Here is a 17,201-nt window from a genome sequence, read left to right as displayed (position 1 = left end):
TGTCCTCAACGGTTCATGCCGGCGGTGAGCCCGGCGACGATCTGGCGCGTGGCCAGGACGAAGAGCACGACCAGGGGGATCGTCGTCATCACCAGGCCGGCGAAGAGCGTGCCCCAGTCGTTCTGGAACTGGCCGAAGAAGTGGGTGAGGCCGACCGGCAGGGTCAGCTTGCTCTCGTCCCGCATCAGGACCAGGGGGTAGAAGAAGTCATTCCAGATCGGCACGAACTGGAAGACCACCACGGTCGCCAGCGCGGGCCGTACCAGCGGCAGCATCACGTGCCAGAAGGTGGCGAACGGTCCCGCGCCGTCCAGGGCGGCGGCCTCGTCCAGCTCGTGCGGGAGCTGGCGGAAGAACGCGGTCAGCACGAACACGTTGAACGGCACCGACCCGGCCGCGTAGACCAGCACCAGCCCGGCCAGCGAGTCCACCAGCCCCATGCTCTCCAGCAGGTAGAACAGCGGCAGCACGCCCAGGTGGGCGGGCAGCGTCATGCCCGAGACGAAGTAGGCGGCGAACAGCCCGCGCCCCCGGAACTCCCGGCGCCCCAGCGGGTACGCCGCCAGCAACGACACCGCCGCCCCCAGCAGCACCGAGCAGACCACGACGATCGCCGAGTTCACCACGTACGTGGAGAAGGAGGCGTCGGTCCAGGCCTTGGCGTAGTTGCCGAGCCCGCTGGGCCAGCCGAGCGGCTGGTCGAAGATCTCGCTGGTCGGCCGGAGCGAGCTGAGCAGCATGACGAGCAGCGGCGACATGGAGAAGACGGCGTAGCCCCACAGCAGGACCCGGATCGCCACGGCCTTCACGACTTCCTCCTCAGGACCCGTTCGAGCAGCAGCGTCGAGCCGAAGATGAAGGTGAACATGAAGACCGCCAGTGCCGAGGAGGTGCCCAGCGCGTTGACGTCGCCCGAGGCGAAGGCCGTCCGGTAGAACAGCAGGCCGAGCACGTCGGTCGCGCCCGCGGGGGCGCCGTTGGAGCCGCCCAGGGCGTAGACCAGGGCGAAGGTGCCCATGCTGCCGATGAAGCTGAGGATGGTCACGGTGGCCATGGCCGGCTTGAGCAGCGGCAGCGTGACGCGCCAGAACACCTGCCAGGAGCCGGCGCCGTCGGTCCTGGCGGCCTCGGCGTACTCCTGCGGGATGCCGCCGAGCGCGGCGCTGAACAGCAACATGGGGAAGCCCACCCACTGCCAGCTGGTGATCAGGATGACGGTCGGCAGCGCGGTGTCGGGGTCGCCCAGCCACGGCATCGCCAGGCCCATCGGCTTGAGCAGCGCGTTGACCGGGCCGAAGGCCGGGCTGAGCAGCAGGGTCCACAGGTAGCCGATGACCAGCGGGTTGACCAGGTACGGCAGCGCGAACATGGTCTGCAGGACGCGCTTGCCGCGCCGTACGCGGAACAGCGCCAGCGCGAAGGCCAGGCCGAGCGTGTTCTGCACCAGCATGGTGCCGGCGAAGAGCAGGAAGTTGTGCCCCAGCGCCGGCAGCAGCTGGTCCAGGAAGGCGCCCGACAGCAGGTTCGCGTAGTTGTCCAGCCCGGCCGGCTGGTCGCGCAGGGTGCCCTTCCAGGAGAAGAAGCTGTAGGTCAGCCCGGTGAACAGCGGATAGACCACGAACGCCGAGTACAGGAGGAAGGCGGGGATCAGGAACAGGTACGACGATCCCCGCCGCGCGGCTAGAGCCATGTGGCCACGCTCTTGTCGAGCTGCTCGGCGGCCTCCTTGGCGCTGATGCGGCCCAGCAGCATCTCCTGCAACGCCTTGGAGAACACGGTGGCCGAGGTCGGGTTGCCGTAGGCGAACTCGTTCATGAAGTAGGTGCCGCCGCGCTGGGCGAAGGTGGCGGAGACCTCGTTGAGCAGCGGGTCCTTGGAGGTGACGCCGGGCACGGCGGAGAAGATGCGCAAGGTGTCGGTGAAGAGCCGGCCGTAGTCCTTGGAGGCCAGCCAGGCGGCGAACTCCAGCGCCTCGGCCTTGTGCCTGGTCTTGACGTTGACGCCGTACGAGCCGTCGGTGAAGCCGGGCATGACGCCCTCCCCCTCGGGCGTGGGCGGCGTGAAGACGCCCAGGTCGACGCCCTTGGCGTGCTCGCCGAAGAAGTTCAGCTCCCACAGGCCGCCGGGGAACATGGCCGCCTTGCCGGAGGAGAACAGGATCTGCGCGTCGGTGTAGGAGACGCCGGCCACGTCGTCGGGGAAGTACGGCTTGAGCTTGTTGAGCTGGTCGATGCCCTCGACGAAGCGCGGATCGGCGAACTTCTTGCGCTTGGCCTTGACGTCGGCGATGAACGTGTCGCCGCCCCAGTGGGCGGTGCCGAAGATGCCGGCCACGATCGGCAACATCCAGTCGTCCTTGCCGCCGAAGGCGAACGGCACGATGCCCTTGGCCTTGAGCTTGTCGGCCGCGGAGATCATGTCGGCGTACGTCTTCGGCGGGGTGAGGCCGTTGTCGGCGAAGATCTTCTTGTTGTAGATCACCTGGAGGGTCTGGACGGCGAACGGCACGCCGTAGACCTTGCCGTCCTTGTCGCCCTTGGCGTAGCGCAGGACCTTCTCGTCGTAGGCGGCCAGGCCGGGCACGTCCTTGGTGTCGAGCGGGAGCAGCCGTCCGGCCTCGACCAGCGGCTGGAGGTTGGCGCCGGCGCGCAGCCAGGCCAGGTCGGGGCCGCTGTCGCCGGCCAGGCCGGTGGACAGGATGGTGTCGTACTCGGTGGCCGTGGTGAAGGAGCGGGCGTCGACGTCGATGCCGGGGTGGAGCTTCTCGTACTCGGCGAACATCTTGTCGTAGTTCGCCTCGGGGCCCCAGCCCCAGACCGAGAGGGTGATCTTACCGGAATCGGCACTCGTCGTGGCGGAGGGGGCACAGGCGGTGACCGCCATCGCCAAGGCGACAGCGGCGGCGGCAAGGCGCATGGGGGCTCCTAGCGTGGGGGCAGGCGGTGCTTGCTGACCGCGTCGGTGGCCGCGGTGAGCAACTGGTTGCTGGTCTCGTGGGTGCGCTGGACGACGCCGATGTAGAGGCAGTCCAGGACGAGCATCTGGGTGTGGCGGGCGGCCACGCCGCCGGCGCGGAAGGGGGTGTCCTGCGCGGCGGTGGTCAGCACGATGTCGGCCACCTCGGCCAGCGGGCTGCGGGGGAAGTTGGTGACCGCGACGGTGGTGGCGCCGCGTTGCTTGGCGATGGCCAGCGGCTCGACCACTTCGGCCGTGGTGCCCGAGTGGGAGATCCCGAGCGCCACGTCGTCGCGGTCGCGGGCGTTGGCGCTGCAGACGGCGCTGTGCACGTCGGTCCACAAGGCGCCGGGGCGGCCGATGGCGTGCAGGCGCAGGTGCAGGTCCATGGCCACGCCCGCGCTGCCGGCGACCGCGAAGAAGTCGATGAACCGGGCCCGCACCAGGGCGTCGACCGCCCGGTCCACGGCTTCCAGGTCGAGCTGGGCCGCCGTCTCCTCCATGGCGCGCATGTCGCTGGCCAGCAGGCTGCGCAGCACCAGGCTCGCGGGGTCGTCCGGGGAGAAGGCGATCAGGCCCTGCTCGCGCGGGGCGGCGTCGTTGCGGCCCAGTTCGGCGGCGAGCGCCAGCCTGAGCTCGGGGTAGCCGGCCAGGCCGAGCTGCCGGCAGAAGCGGGTGATGGTGGTGAGCGAGGTGCCGCACCGCTCCGCCAGCTCGCCGATGGTCGAGGCGGCCACGGTGGCGGGCTCGGCGAGGATCGTCTCGGCGATGCGCCGGTGGGTGGCCGTGAGGGTGGGCTCGATCCCTCGGATTCTGGCCAGGATCGGTGACATGGGAGGAACCCTCCCGCTTCCCGCAAGGTATGTCAATAGTTCACATTCAACGTCCAATGTTAGAAAATCTCCCTCTTGTGTGACTCGATGGGACTATGTCACTTTCGTGGCCATGCGCAACCTCCTCATGGCGCTGGTGCTCGGGAGCACCAGCCTGCTGCCCGCCCGCGCCGACGCCGTGGACATCCAGTTACTGGCCTTCAACGACTTCCACTCCGGCTTCCCGACCAGCTTCGCCATGACGCCGTCCGGGCCGGTCGAGGCGGGCGGGGCCGAGTACCTGGCCGCCCACATGGACCGGCTCCAGCGCGACAACCCCGACGGCACGCTGCGGCTCTCGGCCGGCGACAACTTCTCCTCCAGCACCATGAACGCCACCGCCCTGCACGACGAGCCGGGCATCCAGGCGCTCAACATGATGCGCCTGGACGCCTCCAGCGTCGGCAACCACGAGTTCGACGAGGGCATCGCCGAGTTCCGCCGGATGGAGAACGGCGGCTGCCACCCGATCGACGGCTGCGCGCTGCCGGGCTTCAAGGGCGCCGCGTTCCCCTACCTGGGCGCCAACATCGTCGACACCACCACCGGCAAGCCCGCGCTGACGCCCTACATCGTCAAGGAGGTCAAGGGCGTCAAGGTCGGCATCATCGGCGTCGACTACAAGAACGCGCTCAACGAGGCCCCCGGCCCCACCAAGCCGCTGGAGGGCCGCGACGAGGCCGAGGCGGTCAACACCTACACGGCCGAGCTCAAGGCCAAGGGCGTGCGGACGATCGTCGTCCTGATCCACCAGGGCGGCGGGCAGACCGGCGGCGGCCTGCCCAACGAGTGCAACAGCCTGGCGGGGCCGATCAAGGACATCGTGCAGCGGTTCGACCCCGAGGTCGACGCCGTGATCTCCGGGCACACGCACAACCCGTACAACTGCCTGGTCAACGGCATCCCGGTCACGCAGACCTCCGCTCACACGCGCGAGCTCACCAAGGTCGTCCTGACCGTCGACCGGACGACCGGCAACCCGACCTCCGCCAAGGCCGAGAACATCACCGTCACCCACGACATCAAGCCCGACGCCCGGATCGCCGCCCTGCGCCGCAGGACCGACGAGCAGGCGCAGAAGCTGCTCGACCGGCCGGTCGGCCTGCTCGCCCGGGACCTGACCGCCCAGCGCAACGCCGCCGGCGAGTCCACCGTCGGCCACGCCCTGGCCGACGCCCGCCTGTTCGCCACCTCCGCCGCCGAGAACGGCGGCGCCCAGATCGCCGTCCAGCCGCCCTACGGCGGCGGCATCGGCGGCGACCTGATCGTCAACCCCACCGGCAACGAGATGTCGAACCTGGTGACGCACGGCAAGGCGCTGCGCGTGCAGCCGTTCGCCAACATGCTCGTCACCATGACGCTCACCGGCGCCCAGCTCGAACGGCTGCTGGAGCAGCAGTGGTGCGGCCAGGGCACCGCGCGTGTGCTCGGCGTCTCGCAGGGACTCACCTACACCTACGACAACGCCAAGCCGGCCTGCGACCGCGTCGACCCGGCGAGCATCAAGCTCAACGGGGCCGTCGTCGACCCCGCCGCGAAGTACCGCCTGACCGCCAACTCCTTCGTCGCGACCGGCGGCGACGGCTTCTCGGTGCTGACAGAGGGCACCGAGCGGGTGGAGAAGGTCCGCGACATCGAGGCGTTCGAGTCCTACATCCGGGCCAAGAGCCCGCTGCCCGCCCCGGCCCTGAACCGGGTCACCCGGGTGAACTAGCCGTCCCCGTCCCGTCCGCCGTGCTCCCGGCGGGCGGGGTCGGCGGCCGTCAGCCGAACCCGGCGGACAGCAGCACGATCTCCGACATCGGCCGCTGCCTGCCGGTGAGCAGGACCCTCGGATGGAACGGGATGGAACGCCGCGGAACGCCCATGGTCTGAGGCGCCGTCGTCGACGGCGCCCGGATCATGAGGAGGTCAGATGCAGCTCTCCATACCGAGGAGGCTCGGCAGACGATCGCGAGCCGTCCTGGTGGCGGCCGTGGCGGCCGCCGCGCTGACGGTAGCCGTACCGGCCCAGGCGGCGGCGCCGCCCACCACGCACGCCATCGCCTGGGGGAAGGGCGGTTTCGGGCAGCTCGGCGACGGCGGCTACGCCGACCAGCAGCTCCCCGTCAAGGTACGCGCCGAGGAGCAGGGCTTCACCGAGGTCGCCGGCAGCCTCACCCACTCCCTGGCCATCGCGGCCGACGGCTCGGTCTGGGCCTGGGGGCAGAACAACAACGGCCAGCTCGGCGACGGCGGTCACACCGACAGCAACGTCCCGGTCAAGGTCCAGGGCCTGACCGGGGTCGCGGAGGTCGCGGCGGGCTGGGGGTTCAGCCTGGCGCGCACCGGCGACGGCCACGTCTGGGCCTGGGGGGTCAACAACTCCGGGCAGCTCGGCCTGGGCGCGTTCGGCGGCTCGTACGCCACCCCGCAGCCGCTCGGCGAGTTGCGCGGCATCACCCACATCGAGGCCGGCTGGTTCCACAGCATGGCGTTGCGGAACGACTTCAGCGTGCTGGTCTGGGGGGACAACTCGCGCGGGCAGCTCGGCGACGGCACGGGCGTGGCCAAGGCGAGCCCCACCGTGCTGCCCGGCCTGGGCGGCGAGAGCGGGCCGGTCTACGACATCGCCGCCGGGTTCTCCCACTCGCTGGCCGTCCGCTCCGACGGCACGCTGCTGGCCTGGGGCGCCAACAACTCCGGCCAGCTCGGCAACGGCACCACCTCCGTCACCGCGTCCTACAGCCCGGTGCACGTCGTCGGCAGGTACGGCCAGGTGCGCGCGGTGGCCGCGGGCTGCCGGCACAGCTACCTGGTGGACGGCTCGGGCAACGTGTGGGGCTGGGGCGACAACACCGAGGCCCAGGTGGCCTTCACCGGCGCGCTCGTCAAGCAGCCGCAGCTCGTCCCGGGCCTGTCGGACGTCAAGGACGTCGCGGCCGGCTGCGCCTTCGGCCTGGCCCTGACCGGCGGCGGCGAGGCGTACGGCTGGGGGCAGTACAACTCCGGCCAGACGGGCACCGGCGTCCCGGTGCCGATGCCGCCGCGGCCCAACGCGTGGGGGCCGGGGCTCACGTTCATCGCCGCCGGCGGCGACCACGGCCTGGCCATCCGCAAGACCGGCTGAACGCGGACGAGCCCGCGAATCTCACGGGCCGTCCGATGACATCTGCATCTGTTCGCCGCCGTCCTCCGGGGTGCAGGCTGAGGCCCTCGACATCCCCCGAGGAAGGCGGCGACGACCTCTCATGGCCCTGCCGCTCACCCTGACCCGGCCCCGGCGGCCGGACGGCGCCGTCCAGCCGGGCGGCCTACCCTGGTCAGCCGGGGAACGTCGACGGGCGGTGGGCAGAGTGGCGGGCAGGGCGGAGTTCTGGCGGTCCGACCGGGTCGTCCGGCTGGCGCCGGTCGTCGCCGTCGTGTGCAGCTCCCTGCTGCCGCTGCTGCAGGTGACGCTGTCGTTCGGCTACGAGGGCAACGACAGCCGCACCGGGCTGTGGAGCCTGGCCGCGACCGCGGCCTACCTCCCCCTGCACCTGCGCCACGTCTGGTACGCCGCCCACGCCCGCCGTCCGCCGGCCGGTCGCTGGACGTTCGCGGTCATGGCCGTCGTCGTGCTCGGCGTGACGCCCCTGGCCGGGAACATGTGGCCGCGGGCGTACGCGGGGCTCGTGGTGTCGGCCGTGCTGGTGCTGCCGGCGCCGTGGTCGTACCTGGTCTGCGTGACCCTGGTGGCGGCGGCCGCGCCGGTGGCGCTGCTGCTGGGCCTGCCGTGGCAGGTGGCGTCGTGGCCGATGTTCTCGGTGTTGTGCGGCGGCGGGGCGCTGCTGCTGCTCGTCTGGCTCGCCGCGGCCCTGACCCGGCTGCAGGCGGCCAGGGAGGCGCTGGCCCAGCAGGCGGTCGCGCAGGAGCGGCGGCGCATCGACGACGACCTGCGCCGTACGCTCGGCGGCGCGCTGGAGTCGATCGCCGCCCGCGGCGAGCGCGCGGCGGCGGCCCTGACCACCGGAAACACCTCTGGCAGCGCCCCAGGCCCCTCCCCCGGGCTGGCGGCGGAGCTCGGGCGGCTCGCCGACGACTCGCGCCGCACGCTGGCCGAGGCCAGACGGCGGGTGCGCGGCTACCGGCAGCCGTCGCTGCGGGCCGAGCTGGAGACGGCCGCCACGCTGCTGTCGGCGGCGGGCGTGCCGACCCGCCTGGAGCTGCCCAGGCAGGGTGTCCCCGAGACGATCCCGCTCCGGCCGCGCGCGGCCCTGCGCGCCGCCGTCACCCGCCTGCTGCGCGCCGACGGCGTGCGCGCCTGCACGATCGCCGCCACCGTCGCGGGCGGCCGGGTACTGCTGGAGGTCCGCGCCGACGACGTGACCGAGACGATCGAGGTGCCGGCATGACCGCGCAGATCCCGCCGGCCTGGGTGCTGCGGCATCCGCACCGGCCTTTCGTCGCGCTGCACGTGCCGCTGGCCGCGCAGGTGCCGGTCTACATCGGCATGGGCATGGAGGGGCCGCCCGGGGACCCCGTCCTGGCGGGCCTGGGCGTCCTGGTGGCCCTCGCGCTCCAGCTCCGCCACAGCCTGGCCGCCTCCCGCGGCGCGCGCCCGGCGGGCTGGCCCTGGACCCTGGCGGCGCTCCTGCTGCTGGCGAACCTGCCCCTGTGGTGGCTCGCCACGCAGTGGGAGGCCGTGACCGTCTTCGCCCTGGCCTCGATCGTCATGCTGCTGCGCGGCCCCGCGCGGGCGGTGGCCGCCGTCGCGCAGGTCCTGCACCCCGCCGCGCTGGAGGTCGCGCAGATGTTGCGGGACGGCGACACGGTGCCGCACGCCCTGCTGCTGGCCGTCTACCCCGTGCTCGGCCTGGTCGTGTTCGGCGGGGCGCTGGTCGCCGGGGCCCGCCTGGTGCTGCTGCTGGAGGAGCTGGAGGCCACCCGGGCCGAGCTGGCCGCCGCCGCGGTCGGCGAGGAACGCGTCCGGGTCTCGCGCGACCTGCACGACCTGCTCGGCCAGAGCCTGTCGGCCATCTCCCTCAAGGGCGACCTGGCCCTGCGGCTGCTCGTCAAGGACGCCGGCGCGGCCCGTGCCGAGATCGAGAGCCTCACCGGAGTCGCCCGCGACGCCCTCAGGGACGTACGCGCGATCACCCGCGACGAGCTGGCCGTGTCGCTGGGCACCGAGATCGACGGCGCGGCGGCCCTACTCGGCGCGGCCGGGGTCGACACCCGGCTCGACGTGGCCGCGCTGCCGCCGCTGTCCGGCCCGGCCCACGACGCGCTGGCGTGGGCCATCCGCGAGGGCACCACCAACCTGCTGCGGCACAGCGAGGCCACGACCTGCGCCATCACCGTGGCCCGCGGTGGCGGCACGGTACGGTTGGAGATCGTCAACGACGGCGTGCGCGGCGTCGGCGGGCCGGGGTCGGGGCTCGCCGGGGTGACCGAACGCGCCCGCGCGGCGTCCGGCTCGTCGTCCACCGCCGTCCACGACGGCCGTTTCCGGTTGTCGGTCGAGGTCCCCGAGGAAGGCCCGTGATCCGCGTACTGATCGCCGAGGACATGCACATGATCCGCTCGGCCCTGGTCGCCCTGCTCTCGCTGGAGGACGACATGGAGGTCGTGGCCGAGATCGAGCGCGGCGACGAGGTGCTGGCCGCCGCCCTCCGGGTACGCCCGGACGTCGCGGTGCTGGACATCGACATGCCCGGCCTGGACGGCCTGTCGGCCGCCGAGCAGCTGTCGCAACGGCTGCCGGACTGCCGCACGCTGGTGCTCACCGGGCTCAGCCAGCCGGGAAACCTGCTGCGCGCGCTGAAGGTGCACGCGCGGGGGTTCATCGTCAAGGACGCCCCCGCCCAGACCCTGACCGACGGCATCCGGCGCATCGCCCGCGGCGAACGGGTGATCGACCCCGAGCTGGTCGCCGCCGCCCTGGAGACCGGCAGCAGCCCGCTCACCGCCCGGGAGACCGAGGTGCTGCGCGCCGCCGCGTCCGGCATCCGCACCGCGCAGATCGCGACCCAGCTCTCGTTGTCGCAGGCCACCGTGCGCAACTACCTGTCGAACGCGATCAGCAAGGTCGGCGGGCGCAACCGCATCGACGCCATCCGCATCTCCCGCGACGCCGGCTGGCTCTGAGTCGGCGGGGTCTTCGGCCACGACCTCAGACCGCGTACTCCTTGAGCGGGAACGCGTCGTCGACGTCGTCCGGCATGGGCTCGTCCGGCGCCCCGAAGAACCAGCGGGCCGCGGCCCGGCCGTGCCGCTGGTTGCGCTCGACGTAGTCGCGCATCCGGTGCTCGTAGGCGGCCAGGCCCGTGGCGTGGTCGGGGGCCTCGGCCAGCTCCCCGGCCAGCACGTACGCGCCGATCAGGGCCTGTGAGGTGCCGCGGCCGGAGGTCGGCGCCGCGCAGTAGGCCGCGTCGCCCAGCAGGGTGACCCGGCCGTTCGTCCAGGTGTCCATCACGACCTGGCCGGAGGAGTCGAAGAAGAACTCCTCCGCCTCCCGCATGGCCGCCAGCAGCCGGGGCACCTCCCAGCCCGCTCCCGCGTAGTTCTCGGCCACCAGGCGTTCCTGCTGGGCTCGGTCGCGCCGGTCGTAGACGAGGTCGTCGGCGGCGAACGACAGGCCGACCCGCAGTTCGGTGTTGCCGTGGGCGGTGAAGGCGAGGGCGCTGCGGCCGGGGGTGTTGTGCATCAGGCCCGTGTCCCGCAGGTCCAGGATGTTGCCGGTGGTGAACAGCGCGCCGTAGATGCCGAGGTTGCGCACGTAGCGCGACTCGGGGCCGAAGGCGAGCGCGCGCACCCTGGAGTGCATCCCGTCAGCGCCGACCACCAGGTCGAACGTGCGCGGCGCGGCCTTCTCGAACCGCACCCGCACCTCCGCCGCGTCCTGGTCGATCGCGGTGACGGTGTCGTCGAACAGGTACTCGGCGGTGTCGCGGGTGGCCTCGTACAGGACCTTCGTGACGTCGGACTTGAGCACCTCCAGCTCGCCGGAGATCGCGGTGGCGGGCAGCACGGCGAGCGTGTCGCCGGCCTCGTCGACCAGCGTCATGGAGGTCATGGTGGTCGCGTGCCGGCGCATCTCGGCCAGCATGCCCATGCGCTCCAGCACGTCCAGGGCCGAGCCGCGGAAGTCGATGGCCGCGCCGCCGCCGCGCGGGGCCGGGGCGCGCTCGACGACGGTGACCTGGTGGCCGTGACGGTGCAGCCAGTAGGCAAGGGCGGGGCCGGCGACGCTGCCGCCGGAGATCAGGATCCGCATTGGAATGTCCTCTTTCGTCGGTGAACGCTCCACACCGTACGCAGATTTGGGCAAATGCGCAAGACGTGTGTCTAAGGCGCCCGTGCTAGGCTTCCGGCCATGGGAAATCGCGAAGACCTGCTGGCCGGGGCGCGGCGCTGCCTGGAGGAGAAGGGCTGGGGGCGCACCACCGTCCGCGACATCGCCACGGCGTCGGGCGTGAGCATGGCCGCCATCGGCTACCACTTCGGCTCACGCGAGGCGCTGCTCAACGCGGCCCTGGTCGAGGCCATGGGCGAATGGGGGGAGAAGGTCGGCGCGGCGCTGGCCGCCCTCGACGACCCAGGCAGGTCGCCCGCCGAGAGCTTCGAGGCGCTGTGGGAGCAGCTGATCGGCTCGATCAACGAGCACCGCACGCTGTGGCTGGCCAACCTGGAGGCGCTGGTCCAGGCCGAGCACTCGCCGGAGCTGCGCGAGCAGCTCGTGGCCGGTCAGCGCGAGGGGCGGCGGGGCATGGCCGCGCAGCTCACCGGGGTGCCGGAGGAGGAGATCGGCGACGGCGAGGTGCGCGCCGTCGGCTCGGTGCAGCTCGCGCTGCTGCTGGGGGTGATGGCCCAGTGGCTCAACGACCCGCAGGCCGCGCCCTCGGCCGCCGACGTGGTCGCGGGGCTGCGAGCCGTCACCACCCGGTTCGGGCTGGTCAGGTGAGGGAGGCGACGATCACCCGGGTGGCCTCGGCGATCAGCGCCTCCCTGGGCGGCGTGCCGTAGCCGGGGCGGTCGGTCATGACGGCCACCACCAGCGGCGCCGCGCCCGGCGGCCACACCACGGCGATGTCGTTGGCCCTGCCGTAGTTGCCGGTCCCGGTCTTGTGCGCCGGCTTCCAGCCCTTGGGCAGGCCCGCCTTGACGCGCGCCGCGCCGGTGCTCGTCCGCAGGAGCCAGTCTTCGAGCAGCGCGCGCTTGGCCGGGGACAGCACGTCGCCGAGCAGGATCTCCCGGTAGTCGGCGGCGATCGCGCGGGGGGTGGTGGTGTCGCGCGGGCTCTTCGGGCCCATCCTGTTGAGCTCGGGCTCGTAGTGGTCGACGCGGCTGACCCGGTCGCCCAGCCCGCGCAGGAAGGCGGTGAGCCGGGCCGGGCCGCCGACGTCGCGCATCAGCAGGTTGCCCGCGGTGCCGTCGCTGTGGCGGATGGCGGCGTCGCAGAGCTGCCGGACGGTCATGCCGGTGGCGACGTGCTGCCGGGTGATCGGTGAGGTGGAGTCGATGTCTGCCCAGGTGTAGGTGACGCGGTCGTCCAGGTGGCCGAGCGGGTTGTGGTGCAGGACCGCGGCCGCGGCCAGGGCCTTGAAGGTGGAGCAGAACGCGAAGCGCTCGTCGGCGCGGTGGGCCAGCGTGGCGCCGGTGCCGGTGGCCAGCGCGTACACGCCGAGGCGGGCGCCGTGCCGGCGTTCGAGCGCGGCCAGGCGCGCCACCGCCGACGGCCTCGCGCCGGGCGTCGCCGGGGACGGTGACGTGGGTGGCGTTCCCCGCGCGGGCGGCTCGGTCGTCCGGCGGACGTCGGCGCCGCAGGCCGCCAGCGGCAGCAGGGCGGCAGCCGTCAGCAGGGCACGCCGGGACTGCTCGTAGGACATTCGGTGCTACCTGCTCCCCCGCCGGTCGATCTACCCGGCACCACCCTAGGCGTGCTGCCAGGTCAAGGCCGCCATTGCCAGCCTTTGAATGGCCGTTTAATATCCTGAACGTGCCATCAGGAGAGCGGACGTTCGTCGAGGAGAACCGGCGGGCCCAGATCATCGACTGCGCCGTCGAGGCTCTGGCGACGCTCGGATACCAGCAGGCGTCGATGGCGAAGATCGCCAAGCTCGCCGGCATCACGCCGGGCCTGATCGCCTACTACTTCGGCAGCAAGGACGAGCTGATCGAGGCGGTCGTCAGGCACGCGGTCAAGCTCGCCACCGACCTGATGGTGCCGCGCATCCTGGCGCAGACCACCGCCACCGACGGGCTGCGCGTCTACTTCGAGACCAACCTCGAATTCATGCGGGTGCACCGCAAACCCCTGCTGGCGCTGGTCGAGATCATCACCCACGATCACGACGGGCCCTACGCGGGCCAGCAGGGCACCGCCATCGACGACATCGAGAAGCTGCTGGCGTGGGGCCAGCAGACCGGCGAGTTCCGGCAGTTCGAGCTGCGTCCGATGGCGATCGCGATCCGCGGCGCCATCGACGCCGTGCCGAGCTACGTGCTGAAGGACCCCGACTACGACCTCAGCGCCCTCGCCGCCGAACTGGCCACCATCTTCACCCTCGCCACCAGGAGGACCTCATGACGCCGGCGCTCGAGATCAGCGGGCTGACCAAGAGATTCGGTGACAAGGTCGCCGTCGACGCGATCCACCTCACCGTCCCCCAGGGGTCGTTCTTCGGGCTCGTCGGCCAGAACGGCGCCGGCAAGACCACCACCCTGTCCATGGCCGTCGGCCTGCTGCGCCCCGACGCGGGCGGCGCCACGATCTTCGGCCAGGACGTCTGGTCGGCCCCCGAGCGGGCCAAGGCCCTGGTCGGGGTGCTGCCCGACGGCATGGCCATGCCCGAGCGGCTGACCGGCCGCGAAGTGCTCACCTACCTCGGCCTGCTGCGCGGCCTGCCCAAGGACGAGGTCGCCCGGCGCGCCGACGAGCTGCTGGCCGTGCTGGAACTGGACGGCGCCGGCACGACGCTGGTCATCGAGTACTCCACCGGCATGCGCAAGAAGATCGGGCTGGCCACCGCGCTGCTGCACGCGCCCCGGCTGCTCGTGCTGGACGAGCCGTTCGAGGCGGTCGACCCGGTCTCGGCCGCCACGATCAAGCGGATCCTGCGCGGGTTCGTCGCCAACGGCGGCTCGATCGTGCTCTCCAGCCACGTCATGGCGCTGGTGGAGCAGCTCTGCGACCGGGTCGCGGTGATCGACAAGGGCACGGTCGCCGCGGCCGGCACCCTCGACGAGGTGCGCGGCGGCCGCTCGCTGGAGGACACCTTCGTCGCCCTCGTCGGCAACGACGACGCCGGCGTGAAGGAGCTGTCATGGCTGTCGCAGTGACCCCGCCGACCAGCTTGAACACCTTGGCCACCGTGACCACCATGGCCCGGATGAAGGTCGCGCTCCTGCGCCACGCCTTCCGGGGCACGCGGGCCCAGACCGCGGGCACGGGCGCCGCGCTGGGCGCGCTGCTCGCCGCCGGGACGATCTACCTGGCCTTCGCCGCCCCCGAGCTGCTGGCCGCCGCCTACGCGGTGTGGCTGCTGGGCTGGATGCTCGGCCCCGTCTTCATGGGCGGCGGCGACGAGACGCTGCGGCCGGAGTACTTCACGATGCTCGGCCTGCCGCCGCGCCGACTGGCGTCCGGGCTGCTGGTGGCGGCCTTCGTCGGCGTCGCGCCGCTGGTCAGCCTGACCGCGCTGCTCGGCCTGCCGATCGCGGGCGCGCGGCTCGGGCCGGCCAACGCCCTGGTGGCCGTGCCCGCGATGGCGTTGCAGCTCGCCGTGTTCGTGCTGCTGTCGAAGCTGGCGGTGGCGCTGGTCGGGCAGGCGCTGCGGTCCCGGGCGGGCGCGATCGCCTCCGGCGTGCTCAACGGCGCGATCCTGGCGGCGCTCGGCCAGATCTGGATCTTCTTCGTGGCGTTCGGCCAGACCGGCATGCCGTCGTTCGTCCGGTATCTGCCTTCCGGGTGGGGGCTGCTGGCCGTCCAGGGCGACTGGTGGGCGCTGGCCGCCCTGGCGCTCCTGGCCGTGCTGCTGCTCGGCGCGTGGGCGGTGCTGCTGGGCCGGCGCGCGGGGGCGACGCAGCGGTCCGGGCGTACCCGGCGCCCGATGACGGCCGCCACCGCCAACGGCGCGATCGTCGCCAAGGAGCTGCGCACCTGGTCACGTGACCTGGTCCGCAACCACCAGCTCACGTTCGCGCTGTCGTACGCCGTCTGCTTCGCCGCCGTCCCGCTGGTCGTCGGCTGGAACGGCATGCTGCCCTACGCGGGCCCGATCTTCGTCGTGATGGCCGCGGCCATGGCCGCCAACCAGTACGGCGCCGACGGCACCGCGCTCTGGCTGACCGTGATGACCCCCGGCGCGAGCGACGTGCGCGGCCGGCAACTGGCGTGGCTCACGGCGCAGACGCCGGTGGCGGCCGTGCTGACCGTGGCGTTCACCGCGATCACCGGCGGTCCGTGGCCGCTGGTCCTGGCGCTGCTGGCGGCCCTGCTGGGCGGCGCGGCCGGGCTGGTGCCGCTGATCTCGGTGTACGGGCTCGTGCCCGGCACCGACCCCCACCGCCGCGCCGGCAACCCGCTGCGCACCAGCGAGGACGACAGCGGCCTGACCGGGCTGGCCTACCTGACCCTCGCCCTGGTGGCCCTCACGGGACTGCCCGCGGCGCTGGTCGCCCTCCGGTACGGCTGGGCCGGGGTCGCCGTCGGCGTCCTGACGGGAGCGCTGTGCGTCTGGGGTCTCGGCCTGCTCGCCGAACGCCGCCTGCGTGCGCAGGGCCCCGAGCTGCTGGACCTGATGCGCACCGGCCGCAGGCAGCAGCCCGCCGTGGCCTCCCGCTTCGACCGGCTGTCCACGACGCAGCGCATGGTCACCTGGTGGTGCTTCGGCCTCGGCGCGATCCCGCTGGTGCCGCAGGGCATCCTCGCGGCCGTCTTCGTCTCCAACGACATGCTGCGCCACTCCTGGTTCCTGGCCACGTACATGCCCTCCGGGCTGCGCTATCCGGTCGCCGCCGGGTTCGTCCTGCTCGGCCTGGCGATGTACGGCCTGGGCCTGTGGATGATCAGGCCGCGACCCTCGCAGTAGGTTTTGACACCTCCTACGGCTAACCGCTATCTATTGGCTAACCGTTAGGGGGTGAGGCCGTGCAGGACGCGGTGCTGGCGATGCTCGCCAAGGAGCCGTCGCACGGCTACGACCTGCGTGCCCGCCTGCGGCACAGCCTCGGCCCGCTGGGCGGGTCGATGAACCCCGGCCAGATCTACGTGACCCTGGCCAGGCTGGAGAAGGCCGGGCTCGTCGCCTGCGAACGGGCCGACGGCCTTCCCGAGCGGCCCGACCGCAAGGTCTACGCGCTGACCCCCGACGGCCAGCGCCGGGTGGCCGCCTGGCTCGCCGAGGTCGGCTGGCCGAAACCCGACCTGGCCGAGTTCCATCTCAAGCTCGCCGCCGCCGCCGCGGCCCGGCTGGCCGACCCGGTCGAGCTGGTGGCGGCGCAGCGCCGCGAGCTGCTGCGCCGCCTGCGCGAGGTCCAGCAGGCGGCGCTGGACGAACCGCTCGGATCACCCGCCGGCCTGCTGCTGGAAGGGGTCGTGCTGCGGTTGCGGGCCGACCTGCGCTGGCTGGACGCCTGCGAGCGCACCTGGTCCCGGGCCGAAGACGAATACGAGGGCGCATGAACGTGTTACGGGCCCACGGCCTGGTGAAGACGCACGGCCAGGGGCAGAGCCGGGTCCACGCGGTGGACGAGGTCGACCTGGAGGTCCCCCAGGGCCAGACGCTGGCGGTGACCGGCCCGAGCGGCTGCGGGAAGTCCACCCTGCTGCACCTGCTGGGCGGCCTGGAACGGCCCACCGGCGGTGAGGTGTGGCTGGCCGGCCGGCGCGTCGACACGCTGAGCGAGCGGGCCCTGGCCCGCCTGCGACGCCGCTCGGTCGGGTTCGTCTTCCAGGCGTTCCACCTGGTGGAGGAGCTGTCGGCGGCCGAGAACGTCGAGCTGCCCGCGCTGCTGGCCGGCCGCTCGCGCCGCCAGGCCAGGCGGCGCGCCGACGCGCTGCTGGACCGGGTCGGGCTCGCCGCCCGCGCCCGGCACCTGCCCTCGCAACTGTCGGGCGGCCAGCGCCAGCGCATCGCCGTCGCCCGCGCGCTGGTCAACGACCCGCTGGTGGTGCTGGCCGACGAGCCCACCGGCAACCTCGACACCGCCGCCACCCTCGACGTGCTGCGGATCTTCGGCGAGCTGCGTTCCGCCGGGCAGACCCTCGTGATCGTCACGCACGACGAGCGGGTGGCGGCCACCGCCGACCGGCTGGTCTCGATGCGCGACGGCATGTTCGTCGACGACACCCACCTGGCCGCCGCCCACCCGCGAGGGCTGGGCGGCCTGATCGGGCTGGAGGACTGAACG

The 17,201-nt window shown here is 72.6% G+C and carries 17 protein-coding genes; 11 read left to right on the top strand and 6 right to left on the bottom strand.

The features are described 5' to 3' along the window. Positions 1-5: 5 nt before the first annotated feature. Genes ACNF49_RS32030 through ACNF49_RS32015 form a run of 4 tightly spaced genes read right to left on the bottom strand, consistent with a single transcriptional unit; the run spans position 6 to position 3,788 of the window. Complete coding sequence (locus ACNF49_RS32030; RefSeq protein ID WP_482939898.1) at positions 6-809, bottom strand: carbohydrate ABC transporter permease; 804 nt, start codon at positions 807-809, stop codon at positions 6-8. Then, positions 806-1,690, bottom strand: coding sequence for a carbohydrate ABC transporter permease (locus tag ACNF49_RS32025; RefSeq protein WP_482939897.1), 885 nt, complete (start codon positions 1,688-1,690; stop codon positions 806-808). Before ACNF49_RS32025 ends, ACNF49_RS32030 begins: the two co-directional genes overlap by 4 nt. After that, complete coding sequence (locus tag ACNF49_RS32020) at positions 1,681-2,916, bottom strand: extracellular solute-binding protein (protein ID WP_482939896.1); 1,236 nt, start codon at positions 2,914-2,916, stop codon at positions 1,681-1,683. The genes ACNF49_RS32025 and ACNF49_RS32020 overlap by 10 nt, the downstream gene beginning before the upstream one ends. Positions 2,917-2,924: 8 nt before the next feature. Further along, on the bottom strand, positions 2,925-3,788 hold the full coding sequence (locus ACNF49_RS32015) for a MurR/RpiR family transcriptional regulator (RefSeq protein WP_357979067.1): 864 nt from the start codon (positions 3,786-3,788) through the stop codon (positions 2,925-2,927). A gap of 112 nt (positions 3,789-3,900) precedes the next feature. Between ACNF49_RS32015 and ACNF49_RS32010 the strand changes: the two genes are divergently transcribed. The 5 genes from ACNF49_RS32010 to ACNF49_RS31990 all read left to right on the top strand — a co-directional run bounded on the left by ACNF49_RS32010 (position 3,901) and on the right by ACNF49_RS31990 (position 9,935). Next, entirely contained in the window at positions 3,901-5,541 is a 1,641-nt protein-coding gene (locus ACNF49_RS32010; protein ID WP_482939895.1) for a bifunctional metallophosphatase/5'-nucleotidase, read from the top strand. Positions 5,542-5,742: 201 nt separating this feature from the next. Further along, a complete protein-coding gene (locus ACNF49_RS32005; RefSeq protein ID WP_482939894.1) occupies positions 5,743-6,936 on the top strand; it encodes an RCC1 domain-containing protein in 1,194 nt (397 codons plus the stop codon). A 121-nt stretch (positions 6,937-7,057) separates the two neighbouring features. Continuing rightward, entirely contained in the window at positions 7,058-8,200 is a 1,143-nt protein-coding gene (locus tag ACNF49_RS32000) for a hypothetical protein (protein ID WP_482939893.1), read from the top strand. Further along, positions 8,197-9,333, top strand: coding sequence for a sensor histidine kinase (locus ACNF49_RS31995; protein WP_357979075.1), 1,137 nt, complete (start codon positions 8,197-8,199; stop codon positions 9,331-9,333). Before ACNF49_RS32000 ends, ACNF49_RS31995 begins: the two co-directional genes overlap by 4 nt. Next, positions 9,330-9,935 carry a response regulator transcription factor gene (locus ACNF49_RS31990; protein WP_358286887.1) on the top strand — a complete coding sequence of 202 codons (606 nt, stop codon included), beginning with the start codon at positions 9,330-9,332 and terminating at the stop codon, positions 9,933-9,935. Before ACNF49_RS31995 ends, ACNF49_RS31990 begins: the two co-directional genes overlap by 4 nt. A 25-nt stretch (positions 9,936-9,960) precedes the next feature. Here the strand turns inward: ACNF49_RS31990 and ACNF49_RS31985 are convergent, their stop codons facing one another. Continuing rightward, the gene (locus ACNF49_RS31985) at positions 9,961-11,064 is read right to left on the bottom strand and encodes an FAD-dependent monooxygenase (protein ID WP_482939892.1); all 1,104 of its coding nucleotides are present in this window, start codon (positions 11,062-11,064) and stop codon (positions 9,961-9,963) included. 99 nt (positions 11,065-11,163) lie between these two features. Between ACNF49_RS31985 and ACNF49_RS31980 the strand changes: the two genes are divergently transcribed. Continuing rightward, entirely contained in the window at positions 11,164-11,751 is a 588-nt protein-coding gene (locus ACNF49_RS31980; RefSeq protein WP_357979080.1) for a TetR/AcrR family transcriptional regulator, read from the top strand. Here the strand turns inward: ACNF49_RS31980 and bla are convergent. Next, positions 11,744-12,676: a class A beta-lactamase gene (gene bla, locus ACNF49_RS31975; RefSeq protein ID WP_482939891.1), complete on the bottom strand. Its 933-nt coding sequence runs from the start codon at positions 12,674-12,676 to the stop codon at positions 11,744-11,746. The two genes, ACNF49_RS31980 and bla, sit on opposite strands and share 8 nt — an antisense overlap. A gap of 110 nt (positions 12,677-12,786) precedes the next feature. Between bla and ACNF49_RS31970 the strand changes: the two genes are divergently transcribed. The 5 genes from ACNF49_RS31970 to ACNF49_RS31950 are packed head-to-tail and all read left to right on the top strand — an operon-like array spanning position 12,787 to position 17,198. After that, positions 12,787-13,377 (top strand): TetR/AcrR family transcriptional regulator, encoded by a 591-nt coding sequence (locus ACNF49_RS31970; protein ID WP_482939890.1) that lies wholly within the window; start codon positions 12,787-12,789, stop codon positions 13,375-13,377. Beyond that, positions 13,374-14,129, top strand: coding sequence for an ABC transporter ATP-binding protein (locus tag ACNF49_RS31965; RefSeq protein WP_357979085.1), 756 nt, complete (start codon positions 13,374-13,376; stop codon positions 14,127-14,129). The genes ACNF49_RS31970 and ACNF49_RS31965 overlap by 4 nt, the downstream gene beginning before the upstream one ends. Next, the gene (locus ACNF49_RS31960) at positions 14,114-15,880 is read left to right on the top strand and encodes a hypothetical protein (RefSeq protein ID WP_357979087.1); all 1,767 of its coding nucleotides are present in this window, start codon (positions 14,114-14,116) and stop codon (positions 15,878-15,880) included. Before ACNF49_RS31965 ends, ACNF49_RS31960 begins: the two co-directional genes overlap by 16 nt. Before the next feature lie 59 nt (positions 15,881-15,939). Further along, positions 15,940-16,473 (top strand): PadR family transcriptional regulator, encoded by a 534-nt coding sequence (locus ACNF49_RS31955; RefSeq protein WP_482939889.1) that lies wholly within the window; start codon positions 15,940-15,942, stop codon positions 16,471-16,473. Next, the gene (locus tag ACNF49_RS31950) at positions 16,470-17,198 is read left to right on the top strand and encodes an ABC transporter ATP-binding protein (RefSeq protein ID WP_482939888.1); all 729 of its coding nucleotides are present in this window, start codon (positions 16,470-16,472) and stop codon (positions 17,196-17,198) included. Before ACNF49_RS31955 ends, ACNF49_RS31950 begins: the two co-directional genes overlap by 4 nt. Positions 17,199-17,201: the final 3 nt, after the last annotated feature.

The organism is Actinomadura sp. ATCC 39365 (assembly GCF_054392275.1).
This window is presented reverse-complemented; position numbering and strand designations above follow the sequence as displayed.